Origin of the sequence: Variibacter gotjawalensis, assembly GCF_002355335.1 — a bacterium.
GTDB lineage: Bacteria > Pseudomonadota > Alphaproteobacteria > Rhizobiales > Xanthobacteraceae > Variibacter > Variibacter gotjawalensis.
In genome coordinates, this window is the sequence record NZ_AP014946.1 from 4,296,166 (window position 1) to 4,308,515 (window position 12,350).

Here is a 12,350-nt window from a genome sequence, read left to right on the forward strand (position 1 = left end):
ACTCATCACCCGCGCCATGAACGCAGCGTCATCCGCGATTCATCTGCCGCGGATCGAAGTTGATTTCAAAATCTTTCCACTGCTCGTATTTCGCAGTCGGCATGAACGTGTACGGCGCGCAGCCTTTGACGGCGCGCATCGCGGCGTCGGCGGCGACCTGATAGCCGGAACCCGCGACGCGATCGACAAGCTGCGGATCGGCCGACAGCGTGCCGTCCTTGTTCATGCGGATACGGAGCACGACCGCGATGTTGCGCACGTCCTGCCCGTCCGGCGGCGTCCAGCAATCGCGCATACGCGCAATGAAGCGATTCCAATCATTGCCGCTCATCGCCGCGCCTGCAGCACCGGCGGCCGGCGCAGTGGCAGCGGTGTTCACTTCTTCGCCCGTCGCGGCCTGGCGGCGCGGCTTGCGCTTATCGAGAAGATTCTGAATCGCGCTCGAGTCGAACTGCGATTTGTCTTCGGATTTCTGCTCGGCGAGCTTCGCAAGCTTGATGCGCTCCTGCTCGGCACGCTTCCGCTCTTCGGCCTTCTTCTGCTCTTCGAGCTTCTTAGCTTCTGCGAGCTTGCGCTGCTGCTCGGCCTTCTTGCGCTCAGCCTCGGCCTTCGCGGCTTCCTGGCGCTGCTTCTCGATCGCGGCGCGCGCGAGCGCTTCGGCGTCCGGCTTTTCCGGCTCGGGCGGCTTCTCGATTTTCTTCGGCTCGGGCGGCTTCGGCTCCGGAGGCTTCTCAGCCTTCTTCGGTTCCGGCGGCTTCTCGGCTTCCTTCTTCGGCTCCGGCGGAGGAGCAGCCGGCAGCGGCACGCTGGCTTGCGGAGCCGGTGCCTGAACGTCCGGCAAATCGGAAATCTCGGCGTCGCGAATTTCGACGGGCTTTGCTTCCGGCGCCTTCTTCTCGACGATCGGCTTCGGCGACGTCACCTTGTTCGGCTTCGTCATCTGATTGAATTCGCTGGCCGAGATAACGTCGACCGGCATGCCGGAGCTGGCTTCGGCCTTGAAAGGCTGCGGCGCGAACGAAAGCAGCATGAAGACCAGGATCGACGCGTGAGCGACGCCCGATGCGATCACATGCTTGTTCTCGCGCCAGTTCACCTTCATCAGGAGCCCTGCTCGACTTCCGTTACGAGCGCCACGCGCTTGTAGCCGGCAACTGAAAGCCGGCCCATCACCTGCATGACCATACCATAATTCACATTGCGATCGCCGCGCACATAGATGCGCTCTTCGGTGCTGCCGCCGCGGGCCTGGATAATCGCCTGCAGCTTGGGCACCAGTTCGTCGATCTTGATCTCGGAATTCATCAAGAAGACTTGACCCTTCGGATTGACCGAAACCGTCAGCGGTTCGCGATCCTGGTCGAGGCCCTTAGCCTGCGTCTGTGGCAGATCGATGGGCACGCCGACCGTCAACAGCGGCGCCGCCACCATGAAGATGATCAGCAGCACGAGCATCACGTCGACCATCGGCGTGACGTTGATCTCGGACATGACCGGACGGCTGCCGCTGCGCCTACCGCGCCGGCGTCCGCCCTTAGATCCGCCGATTGATCCTGCGCCCATTGCGCTCCTAAGCCCCGTGCCCGTTCGTTGCCGCCGAGCAATGCGCGTGTTTTAGCCACGCGCATGATCGGACGGAAAACCGGTATCCACTTTTCCTGATCATGCGCCTTACGCCCGCTCGTCGATTTGCCGCGACAGGATCGCGGAGAACTCGTCCGCAAACCCTTCGAGACGCTGGGTCTGCTTGTTCACCTCGGCGATGAACTTATTGTAGAAAATAGTCGCCGGAATGGCCGCAATGAGGCCCACGGCCGTCGCAAACAGCGCTTCCGCGATGCCCGGCGCCACAACCGCTAACGAAGTGTTCTTCGAGGCCGCGATCGACTGGAAGCTCGTCATGATGCCCCAGACGGTGCCGAACAGGCCGATGAACGGACCGGCCGAGCCGACCGTCGCGAGCACTAGAAGGCTTTTCTCCATGCGCTCGACTTCGCGCGCGACGGTGACATCCATCACCTTCTCGATGCGCATCTGCAAGCCGGCGAAGGAGCGCGCCTGGCCTTCGAACGAGCGCTTCCACTCGCGCATCGCGGCAACGAACAGAGCTGCCATCGAATGCGCAGGTTTCGCCGAAACCGTACGGTAGAGCTCCTCGAGCGACTGCCCCGACCAGAACGCGTTCTCGAACTGGTTCATCGCGCGCCGCGTGCGGGCGAACAGAAACGTCTTGTCGATGACGATGGCCCAAACCCAGACCGAGGCGGCCACCAGGCCGAGCATCACCAACTTGACGATGAAATGCGCCTGCCAGAACAGCGCAATCAGCGACATATCCGGGGGAGGCAGAGCCGCCTGTTCCATATCGTGTCCCTTCGGCCCATTGGGCCTGCCCAAAAAATCCCGTCCAGACACGCGCCATCAGAGGCAGCGCCGGCGCGGGCAAATTGTCTTCGGAATCCCTGTCCCCGTCCGGGACGGGTACCGAATCCCGGCGAAACTTGTTCAAACTACGGCGTCAGGCCGATAGCATCACGGGCTAGACAGCCCTATTCGTGGTTAAGGGCGAGTTACCGGCCAATAAGAAACCAATGGAAACGCTAAGTCTGACAATGCGATGACCCTCAGCGGACGCCCTCTCATCATCGCGTTGTGCATCGGCCAGGTTGGCAACCTGGTACCGCACGTGGCCGTTTCGGCCATCATGGCGGGTCATCTGATTCCCTTGTGGGGTCTAAGCGCGACCGAGGCCGGGATCATGGCCTCGAGTTACACGGTCGGCTACATGCTCGCGGTTCCGATCCTCGCGACGCTGACCGACCGCTTCGACGCCCGGCTGATCCTCCTCGCCGGCTCGGCGCTCAATTTTGCCGGAGCGATCGCCTTCGGTCTCTTCGCCAACGGCTTCTGGTCGGCTTGTCTTCTGTGGGGCCTCACCGGCATCGGCTTTGGCGGCGCTTACATGCCGGGCCTCAAGGCACTGACCGATCGCATGCCGCCCGGCGAAAGCTCGCGCGGCGTCGTCTTCTACACATCCGCATATTCGTTCGGAGTCGGACTTTCGTTTCTCGTCTCGCAAGTCGTCGCCGACGCGTGGGGCTGGCGCGCCGCCTTCTTCGTCACCGGCATCCCGCCGCTGCTGATGGTCGTGACGGCGTTTCTGCTCACGCCCGTGCGCCCCGCGACGCAAGGCGCGAAGATCGCGATCCGCCCCGTGCTGCGCAATCGCCCAGCGCTCGGCTACATTCTCGGCTACGGCGCACACTGCTTCGAACTTTACGGCGTGCGCACGTGGATCGTCGCGTTCTGGACCTTCGTGCTCGCGAACAATCCGGGAAACAACTTGCTGTCGCCGATCGCCGTCAGCGTGATCGTCACGGTGATTGCCGCGCCCGCCAGCATTCTGGGCAACGAAGCCGCGCTCCGCTTCGGCCGCCATCGCGTGCTGACCGTCGTCATGACGACATCCGCGATCGTCACCGCGATGGTCGGAATTCTTGCCGGCGCATCGCCGTGGATCTTGCTGCCGCTGATCATCCTGCAAGCGTTCACCGTCAATGCGGATTCGGGCGCGCTGACATCCGGCATGACCATCGCCGCCGTGCCGGAAAATCGCGGAGCCACGATGGCGCTGCATTCGACGGTCGGTTTCGGGCTTGCAGCGTCTGGCGGTTGGGCGAGCGGCGCCGCGATCGATCTCGGCGGCGGCCAGATGACGACATTCGGTTGGACGCTCGCATTCCTCGTCATGGGCGCAGTCGTCGCGCTCGGCCCGCTCGCGCTGGCGTGGTCGCGTCGTCCGCCGAGTTAGCCCGGCAGAAACCGCGCGAAAGGCTCGTTCGTCGTGCGCTTGAGGAAACTACGATAACGCGCGTAGTCGCGATCGCCTTCGACGATGCGGCCGAAAGCACACTCGCCCATACTCTGCAGCGGAATGAACGCGATCGGTGCCGCGACCGGAATAAGCTGCGAGCCGCGTTCGACCTGCAGCGTCGTAAGGATGCCGTACATCTCGCCTGCGATCGTCGGCCGCGCCGCAATGATGAGGCGATACTGACCGTGTCGGTTGGTGACGAGATAGATGTGGCCGGATTGGTTCGGCACCGAAACCGAGCCGAACTGCGTGAAGGCCGCATCCATGCGCTCGCTTTCGCGGAAGCGCAGGCATGAGCCCTCCTCGTCCCAACTGATCAGCGTGCGATACGCATACATCGCATTCGCATCGCCGAAGGACGGACGGATCGTAAGATACTCGCCTTCGATCCACGCCACCGCGGGACGCGAGTAGTAACCGAGATCGCCGGGCGCGACGCCGAGCGATGCAAGCGGAGGCGATGGCGGCTGGATCGGCTCCGCCTTGCGCGTGCGCAGCGGCACCGACAGCGCTTGCTCTAAACGGATCGTCGTCGCCAGCGTGAAAGGCCGCCGTCCCGCGAGCGCCTTCTCCAATGTCGAAATGCTGATCTTCGCGTCGTCCGCCAAACGCTGACGCGACATGCGCCGCCGCGCGAGTTCTTCCCGGACTGTCGCCGCGATGGCGCGACTTTGCTCTTCGGAGAGTTCTGCTTCGGAACTGATACTCAATCCAACCCCCAGCGCAGTGGAAACCTCGGCCGGGAACGGCCGAAGCGTCCGGTCTGACCCCGGACTGGTCCGCACATATCCGCACAACTGCGGCTCTCCTATGGCGTGTTTGGACGGTTCACGGCCGCAAAAGGGCAGACAAGACGCTCACCGGACAAAGCGAATGCGCCTCACAACGAGTGTGCGGCTTTCCAAGCGACAGACCGCCATAGGGGTTACCGCATGCATACGTATTCGCTTCCGACACAGCACCGAGCGCCGACCATCGCCGAATGGCTGGCGATCTCGGCGCCCGCAATCCTCTTCTTCGTCGTCATGGTTCTCGCGGCGCTGTTCGCACTGCCGGCGCGCGCCGCACAAGCGCCGATCTTCGTCAAACCGGGCGAAGTCCGTGCCGGCTCGCTGCTGCTCAAGACGAACCAGGAAGGCCGTTATGTCGGCGCACCGCGCGTCGCAACCGACGTCGACGTCACGGTGAGTGGACCGACGGCGCGCACCCGCATCACGCAGATCTTCCACAACCCGACCGACGGTTGGGTCGAAGCCGTCTACGTCTATCCGCTGCCGGAAGGCAGTGCGGTCGATACGCTCAAGATGGTCGTCGGCGATCGCGTCGTCGTCGGCTCGATAAAGGAGCGGCAGGCCGCGAAGGTGATCTACGAGAAGGCGAAGGAAGCCGGACAGAAAGCGAGCCTCGTCGAGCAGGAACGCCCGAACATCTTCACGAACTCGGTTGCCAATATCGGCCCAGGCGAAACCATCGTCGTACAGATCGAATACCAAGAACCGATCCGCCACATCGGCAATGAGTATTCGCTGCGCATCCCGCTCGTCGTCGGCCCGCGCTACAACGGCAAGCCGATCGCACAGACGGTCGACTTCACGCCCGGCAGCGGCTGGGGCAATTCGACCAACGTTCCGGACCGCGAACGCATCGAGCCGCCGGTCCTCGATCCGCGTAAGCAAGGCAAGATCAATCCGGTGCAAATCACCGTGCGCGTTGCAGCCGGCTTCCCGCTCGGCGAGCTCAAGAGCCACCATCACGCCGTGAAGACCGAAGCCGATGGCGATGCGCGCATCGTCAAGCTCGCTGAAGGTCCGGTGCCGGCCGATCGCGATTTCGAACTCACGTGGAAGCCGGCCGCACAACAAGCGCCGTCCGTCGGCCTCTTCCGCGAGCGCGTCGCAGGCAGCGACTACGTCCTCGCTTACGTGACGCCGCCGACCGGTGCCGCGACAGAAGACAATCGGCCGCGTGAAGTCATTCTCGTTGTCGACAATTCCGGCTCGATGGGCGGCACCTCGATGGTGCAGGCAAAAGCGAGCCTCATCTACGCTCTCGGCCGCCTCAAGCCGACCGACCGCTTCAACATCGTCCGCTTCGACGACACGCTGACGGTGCTGTTCCAGGACACAGTGCCGGCCGACGCCGAACACATTGGCCAAGCCAAGCGCTATGTCGACAGCCTGCAGGCGAAGGGCGGCACCGAAATGGTGCCCGCGATGAAAGCTGCACTGACCGACCCGCGCGGCAGCGATGGCAAATTTCTCCGCCAGGTCGTATTCCTGACCGACGGCGCGATCGGCAACGAGCAGCAGTTGTTCGAGACGATCACGGCTTTGCGCGGCCGCTCGCGTGTCTTCATGGTCGGCATCGGCTCGGCGCCGAACTCGTATCTGATGACGCGCGCATCCGAACTCGGCCGCGGCACCTTCACGCATATCGGCTCCACCGATCAGGTCGAGACGCGCATGCGCTCGCTGTTCGAGAAGCTCGAAAGCCCTGCGGTAACGAACCTCGTCGCCAAGTTCACGGTAAACGGCGCGGACGTCACGCCTGAGAGTTTACCGGATCTCTATCGCGGCGAGCCTCTGGTCGTTGCGGCGCGTGTCGGCTCGCTGTCCGGTGAACTCGTCATCACGGGCACGATCGGCGATCAGCCGTGGAGCGTGACGCTGCCGCTCGCCGGTGCGGCCGAAGGCAAAGGCCTTTCGAAAGTTTGGGCCCGCCGCAAGATCGACGATACCGAGGTTTCGCGCACGACGCGCACCGCGACGCCGGAAGCTGCCGATGCCGCGATCCTCAAGCTCGCGCTCGAGCACAGTCTGGTGACGCGCCTCACCTCCCTCGTTGCAATCGACGAGACGCCGTCGCGTCCCGCCGGCACACGCCTCACCCGCACCGAGGTTCCGCTCAACCTGCCGGAAGGCTGGGACTTCGATCTCGTGTTCGGCGATAGCGGCAATGCGAACGAGAATCGCCCGGCCGTCACGCCGGACGGAGAGCCGGAGCAGCGTCGCGCCGATCAGCAGAAGGTGCGTGCGCAATACGCTCAGCTTCCGATCCAGAAGGCGGCCGCTCCGCAAGCCGCGCAGGCGACGCCGACGACGGTCCGTCTGCCGCAGACCGCGACCGATGCCGAATTGCGTCTCTGGTTCGGCCTCCTGCTGTGCCTGATCAGCCTGCTGCTGATGGGCTTCGGCCGCGGCGTTGTGCGGCTCTCGCGATGAACACCATCGCGTCATACTCCGTTCCTTCTCCCCGCTTGCGGGGAGAAGGTGGCGCGCAAAGCGCGACGGGTGAGGGGCTGCGGCGAAGCAGAACGAAGATCGCCATCGCGGCTCTCCTCCTCGCCACCGGCCTCACCCTCGTCGGGCAAGCTGGTTACATCCACGCCAAGGCGATCCTCGCGCAGATCCTCCTCGACCGCGCTTTCTCGGAAACCATCTCGACCGGGCGGTCGACAAAACCGTGGAGCTGGGCCGACACGTGGCCGGTCGCGCGCGTCGAAGTCCTACGCTTGCACGAGAGCTCCATCGTGCTCGCGGGCTCAAGCGGACAAGCACTCGCCTTTGGTCCCGGCCAGCTCGAGAACACGCCGGAGGCCGGCGAGCGCGGCACCGCCGTCTATTCGGCGCATCGCGACACGCATTTCCGTTTCCTCGGCCGCGTCCAGGTCGGCGACGAAATCCGCGTGACACGCCGCGACGGCGTTCGCGTCACCTTCCGCGTGACCCGCACCGCGGTCGCCCGGTGGGACGAAGCCGAGATCGACCCGCAGGCGAGCGGCCGCAATCTCGTCCTCGTCACCTGCTGGCCGCTCGATGGAAAAACGCAGGGTCCGCTGCGTTACTTGGTGTTCGCCGAGGCGTCCTGATCCGCCTGCATCGCGATGCGCAGCGGTTTTGGAATCCGCTGCGCTTTGCCGCCGGCGATGAAGGCGACGCGCACGTCGGCAATCAGCAACTTGTCGTCACCGCGCAGCACCTCTTGATGCAGCATGATCGATGCGCCCTTCACCTCGTGCGGCGTCGTCCGCACGAGCAGTAGATCGTCCATCCGCGCCGGCAGCAGAAACTCCAACTTCATGCCGCGCACCACAAATGCGAAGCCAGGCGCTTCCGCGCTCGTCTCTTCGAACAGCGCGCGATGGTCGGTGCCGAGCAGACGCAGATAGTTCGTCCGCCCGCGCTCCATGAAGCGCAGATAGTTGGCGTGATAAACGATGCCGGAGAAGTCCGTATCTTCGTAATAAACACGCACGAGCTGCTCGTGCGTGCCGTTACGGATTTCGCCGTCGAGAGCATTTTGCATGCGCGACGGCATAGCGCCGTCGGCTACTTCGCGCAAATCACCGCAAGGGCCGATGTGACGATCTTCTCCAGCTCGGCACGCGGAACCTGCGCGCGTGAACGCACCGCGAGTGTATGCAATGTCGCGGTGGTCAGCGCGGCCAGAGCAGCAGGATCGGCCGGAGCCGAAATCTCGCCGCGCTTCTGCGCAGCGACAATGTGCTGGAAGAAGAACGCGTCCGTGCTGGAGAAGCTTTGCGCCAGAAATTCTCGCACGCCTTCGTCGACGGCCGCCACCGTCGTCGCCGTGCCGATCGTGTAGCAGCCGCGCGCGCCGTCATCGCCCGCGTAGTAGATATCCAGCGCGCCAGCATAAATGCGTTGCAACAACTCGCGCAGCGGCGGTTCACCCGCCAGCGCGCGCTTGATCAGATCGCGATTCCGCGTCCGATAGAATTCGAGCGTCTTGAGATACAGCTCCCGCTTGTCGCCGAACGCCGCATAGAGACTCGGCCGGTTCATTCCGGTCGCCGCCGCGAGATCGTCGAGCGACGTGCCGGCGTAACCGGCTTTCCAGAACACAGCGGCCGCCTGCTCGATCGCAACGGCGGGATCATAGGCGCGCGGGCGCCCGCGCCGCTTCGCTTCGCTGCTGACAGATTTTTGTACCATATCGCAAGAAATCCTTGACGGCCCCTATTTCATACGGAACAGTACAAAAATCAATAGGAGGACGCTGATGGAACTGTTTTATGCACCCCTGGCCTGCTCGATGGCGTCGCGCATAGCGCTTTATGAGGCCGACGCGAAGGTGACCTACACGTATCGGGACGGCAAGACGAAGACGCTGCCGGACGGTACCGACTATCTCTCCATCAACCCGCTCGGCTTTGTGCCCTCGCTGCGCACCGACGATGGCACCATCGTCACTGAGAATGTCGCGATCCTGCAGTACATCGCCGATCAGTATCCGGACGCGCATCTTGCGCCGAAGAACGGCACGCCGCGTGTCCGCCTGCAGCAGTGGCTGTCCTACGTCAGCAGCGAACTGCACAAGGCGGTCTATACGCCGCTTCTCTCCGCGAAGATGCCAAAAGAAGCGAAGACTTATGCGCTCGATATCGCGCATGCCCGTCTTGGCATCATCGATCAAACGTTGACCGGCCGCGATTTCCTATTGGACGCATTCAGCGTCGCCGATGCTTACCTGTTCACGGTGTTGCACTGGTCGCGCGCAACGCCGATCGATTTACGGAAGTATCCGGCGATCACCGCGTATATGGCGAAGCTGAAGCAGCGCCCAAGCGTCTCACGCGCTCTGGGCGAAGAGCTGAAAATGTATGCGGAAGAACAAGAGCGCCACAAAGCGGCGTGAAGGCACGAAGTTAGACGCCATGGCCCGGCTCGTCCGGGCCATCCACGTCTTGCTTTTTTTAGCGCTGGGAAGACGTGGATGGCCCGCATGAAGCGGGCCATGACGGAGATAAGTCGCTGACGCTGTGACTTTACTTTCACTCGTCCGGATCAGTCCCGCCGAACAACTGAAACTGCGACGGATCGCGTTGCGGTTCCGCAAGTCCGAGATGCCGGAATGCGTGCCCGGTGAGCAGACGCCCGCGCGGCGTGCGCTGCACGAAACCCTTCTGAATCAGAAATGGCTCGACGATATCTTCCAACGCGTCGCGCGGCTCCGACAATCCGGCCGCGATCGTCTCGATGCCGACCGGACCGCCCCCATAGTTCACTGCGATCATCTGGAGATAGCGCCGATCCATCGCGTCGAGCCCAGCCGCATCGACTTCGAGCTGCAGCAGCGCCTTGTCGGCAAGCTTGCGATCGATCTTCTCGGCTCCATCGACCAGCGCAAAATCGCGCACACGGCGCAGCAGCCGCCCCGCAATGCGCGGCGTTCCGCGCGCGCGCCGCGCGATTTCATTCGCGCCCTCTTCCGTTATGCCGATGCCGAGCACGCGCGCACCGCGTTTGACGATCAGCTCCAATTCGTCGACATCGTAAAAATTCAAACGGATCGGAATGCCGAAGCGATCGCGTAGCGGCGTTGTCAGCAGACCGGCTCGTGTCGTCGCACCAACGAGCGTGAAGCGCGCAAGGTCGATTTTCACCGAACGCGCGGCTGGACCTTCGCCGATAATGAGGTCGAGCTGAAAATCCTCCATCGCAGGATAGAGCACTTCCTCGACATGCGGATTGAGACGATGGATTTCGTCGATGAAAAGAACGTCGCGGTCTTCGAGGTTCGTCAGCAGCGCAGCAAGATCGCCGGCCTTCGCAATCACCGGTCCGGAGGTCGCGCGAAAGTTCACGCCGAGTTCACGCGAAACGATCTGCGCCAATGTCGTCTTGCCAAGCCCGGGCGGCCCGACGAACAACACGTGGTCGAGCGCTTCTTTCCGCTGCCGCGCCGCTTCGATGAAGACGCTCATATTGGCACGCGCCTGGCGCTGCCCGATGAATTCCGACAGGTTTTGCGGACGCAACGACGTATCGGCCGTGTCGTCCTCACGACGCTCCGGCGTCACCAGGCGCCCCGGCGTATTCATTCGGCGCCTCTACGATATTTGTTCGGCAGGAGTTCTCCGATCGTCGTCACGGCGGGTGCGCCGCCGTTCGGCACGATCACGCGCGCTTTCGGATCGTAGTCGTGAATGAGCTCGCGGCAAATGCCACACGGCGACACCACGGCGATCGATCCACCTTCGCCGGGCTTTGGATGGCGCACCGCGACAATCGTCTCGATCCCATGATCGCCGGTCTCGGTAATCGAACGGCCGATCGCAATCGCTTCTGCGCACACCGCGATCCGCCCGATGTAAGCGTCGATGTTGACGCCCGTCACGATACGGCCGTCGCGGGTGCGCATCGCGGCGCCGACCTCTTGCCAATCGTTGCGATAGCGTTCGCTGATGGCTTTGGTCGCCGCCGCGATCAGCTCGGCATCGCTATCGTTGATCGCAGAGGACGCCGGCGTCTGGCGTGCACCCTTCATCGCAAGTCCAATTCTAACTCGACTTCGTCGTGGATCGGGATGCCGTCGAGGCCGACCTCCGGGATTGTCGGCTTGATCGCGCGCATCGCGTCGATCATCCCGGGATGCAGTGCGGTCATCCGAAAGCCGCGCTTCTGATAGAAACGCATCGCGATTGTGTTGTCGTTGGTTATCGTCGCGCGCAGCGTCGACATGCCGGCATTCTTGCCGTGGGCGACCATGGCGTCGATCAGGCCAATGCCGACCCCTTTGAGGTCCGTGAACGCATTGACCGCTACGATATGCATCACACGTCCGACCGTTCGCCATGTCGCCATGCCATGCAGGCGTCCGTCCGCGAACGCACCAAAGCTTTCGACATCCTCCGGCCGCACGAATTGGCCGCCGATGATCAATTCCGAACCCGGCCAGCGCATGCGCAGCAGGGCCTCGAGTTCGTCGCGATCCTTCATCTCGCGGATCTCGAAGGCCGCGCCCGGCACCTTCACGGGCTCCGCCGGCGTCTCGCTCACCCCACGCTCGCTCACTTAGCCAGCTCCTTGAGCCCCAATCGGATCAACTTGGCCGTCTCCGCACCCTCGCCGGCTTCCCGCGCGGCGGCCGAGATTGCTGCGGCGGCCTGCGGCTGTCCATAGCCCAGATTGACTAAGGCCGAAACCGCATCGGCGAGCGGCTGCGGCGCCCGTTTTTCGTCCAAAGCGCCGGAAAGCCGCGCCACGGCGGGGTCGATATCCGCAAAAGCCGGGGCTTTGTCCTTGAGCTCAGTGACGATGCGCTCGGCAACCTTCGGGCCGACGCCGGGTGTTCGCGCCACCGCGGCCTTGTCCCGCATGGCGACCGCGTTAGCGAGATCGGCCGGCTTCAAGGTGCTGAGCACCGAGAGCGCGACGCGCGTGCCGACGCCCTGCACGGTCTGCAGGAGGCGGAACCATTCGCGTTCCGCGTCGCTCGTGAAGCCGAAGAGCTTGATCTGGTCCTCGCGGACATGCGTCTCGATCGACAACACCGCCGGCTCGCCCGCCTGAGGCAAGGCTTGCAACGTCCGGGTCGAGCAATGCACCACATAGCCGACGCCGCCGACATCGACGATCGCGAAGTCCTCGCCGTAAGAATCGATGATTCCCTTGAGCTTACCGATCATACGCGCGCAACTGCCCAGCCCATCCGGATCATTTTAGTGGGTTGC

Annotated in this window: 14 protein-coding genes; 4 read left to right on the plus strand and 10 right to left on the minus strand. The window is 63.4% G+C overall.

Going from position 1 to position 12,350, the window contains the following annotated elements:
* Window positions 1–28: 28 nt before the first annotated feature.
* The 3 genes from tolA to tolQ form a co-directional block, all read right to left on the minus strand.
* Complete coding sequence (gene tolA, locus GJW30_RS21050) at window positions 29–1,102, minus strand: cell envelope integrity protein TolA (RefSeq protein WP_096358328.1); 1,074 nt, start codon at window positions 1,100–1,102, stop codon at window positions 29–31.
* Window positions 1,102–1,563 (minus strand): protein TolR, encoded by a 462-nt coding sequence (tolR, locus tag GJW30_RS21055; RefSeq protein ID WP_096358329.1) that lies wholly within the window; start codon window positions 1,561–1,563, stop codon window positions 1,102–1,104. The genes tolA and tolR overlap by 1 nt, the downstream gene beginning before the upstream one ends.
* 108 nt (window positions 1,564–1,671) lie before the next feature.
* A complete protein-coding gene (gene tolQ, locus GJW30_RS21060; RefSeq protein ID WP_096358330.1) occupies window positions 1,672–2,364 on the minus strand; it encodes a protein TolQ in 693 nt (230 codons plus the stop codon).
* Between the two features lie 253 nt (window positions 2,365–2,617).
* On the opposite strand from tolQ, the gene GJW30_RS21065 reads away from it, so the two are divergent.
* Window positions 2,618–3,811, plus strand: coding sequence for an MFS transporter (locus tag GJW30_RS21065; RefSeq protein ID WP_096358331.1), 1,194 nt, complete (start codon window positions 2,618–2,620; stop codon window positions 3,809–3,811).
* On the opposite strand, the gene GJW30_RS21070 is transcribed toward GJW30_RS21065, so the two are convergent.
* Window positions 3,808–4,584 carry a helix-turn-helix domain-containing protein gene (locus GJW30_RS21070; RefSeq protein WP_096358332.1) on the minus strand — a complete coding sequence of 259 codons (777 nt, stop codon included), beginning with the start codon at window positions 4,582–4,584 and terminating at the stop codon, window positions 3,808–3,810. The two genes, GJW30_RS21065 and GJW30_RS21070, sit on opposite strands and share 4 nt — an antisense overlap.
* A gap of 222 nt (window positions 4,585–4,806) precedes the next feature.
* Here GJW30_RS21070 and GJW30_RS21075 point away from each other — a divergent pair, with 222 nt between their 5' ends.
* On the plus strand, window positions 4,807–7,095 hold the full coding sequence (locus tag GJW30_RS21075) for a marine proteobacterial sortase target protein (protein ID WP_096358333.1): 2,289 nt from the start codon (window positions 4,807–4,809) through the stop codon (window positions 7,093–7,095).
* Entirely contained in the window at window positions 7,092–7,742 is a 651-nt protein-coding gene (locus GJW30_RS21080; RefSeq protein ID WP_096358334.1) for a class GN sortase, read from the plus strand. Before GJW30_RS21075 ends, GJW30_RS21080 begins: the two co-directional genes overlap by 4 nt.
* Here GJW30_RS21080 and ybgC read toward each other — a convergent pair.
* Both ybgC and GJW30_RS21090 read right to left on the minus strand, forming a co-directional pair.
* Window positions 7,715–8,191 (minus strand): tol-pal system-associated acyl-CoA thioesterase, encoded by a 477-nt coding sequence (gene ybgC, locus GJW30_RS21085; RefSeq protein WP_430727085.1) that lies wholly within the window; start codon window positions 8,189–8,191, stop codon window positions 7,715–7,717. The two genes, GJW30_RS21080 and ybgC, sit on opposite strands and share 28 nt — an antisense overlap.
* Window positions 8,192–8,202: 11 nt before the next feature.
* The gene (locus GJW30_RS21090; RefSeq protein WP_096358335.1) at window positions 8,203–8,829 is read right to left on the minus strand and encodes a TetR/AcrR family transcriptional regulator; all 627 of its coding nucleotides are present in this window, start codon (window positions 8,827–8,829) and stop codon (window positions 8,203–8,205) included.
* A 67-nt stretch (window positions 8,830–8,896) separates the two neighbouring features.
* On the opposite strand from GJW30_RS21090, the gene GJW30_RS21095 reads away from it, so the two are divergent.
* Window positions 8,897–9,532, plus strand: coding sequence for a glutathione binding-like protein (locus GJW30_RS21095; protein WP_096358336.1), 636 nt, complete (start codon window positions 8,897–8,899; stop codon window positions 9,530–9,532).
* 136 nt (window positions 9,533–9,668) lie between these two features.
* Here the strand turns inward: GJW30_RS21095 and ruvB are convergent, their stop codons facing one another.
* Genes ruvB through ruvA form a run of 4 tightly spaced genes read right to left on the minus strand, consistent with a single transcriptional unit; the run spans window position 9,669 to window position 12,305 of the window.
* Window positions 9,669–10,718, minus strand: coding sequence for a Holliday junction branch migration DNA helicase RuvB (ruvB, locus tag GJW30_RS21100; RefSeq protein ID WP_096358337.1), 1,050 nt, complete (start codon window positions 10,716–10,718; stop codon window positions 9,669–9,671).
* Window positions 10,715–11,164, minus strand: coding sequence for a cytidine deaminase (locus tag GJW30_RS21105; protein WP_096358338.1), 450 nt, complete (start codon window positions 11,162–11,164; stop codon window positions 10,715–10,717). Before GJW30_RS21105 ends, ruvB begins: the two co-directional genes overlap by 4 nt.
* The gene (locus GJW30_RS21110; RefSeq protein ID WP_130364621.1) at window positions 11,161–11,691 is read right to left on the minus strand and encodes a GNAT family N-acetyltransferase; all 531 of its coding nucleotides are present in this window, start codon (window positions 11,689–11,691) and stop codon (window positions 11,161–11,163) included. The genes GJW30_RS21105 and GJW30_RS21110 overlap by 4 nt, the downstream gene beginning before the upstream one ends.
* The gene (gene ruvA / locus GJW30_RS21115) at window positions 11,688–12,305 is read right to left on the minus strand and encodes a Holliday junction branch migration protein RuvA (RefSeq protein ID WP_096358340.1); all 618 of its coding nucleotides are present in this window, start codon (window positions 12,303–12,305) and stop codon (window positions 11,688–11,690) included. Before ruvA ends, GJW30_RS21110 begins: the two co-directional genes overlap by 4 nt.
* Between the last annotated feature and the right edge of the window lie 45 nt (window positions 12,306–12,350).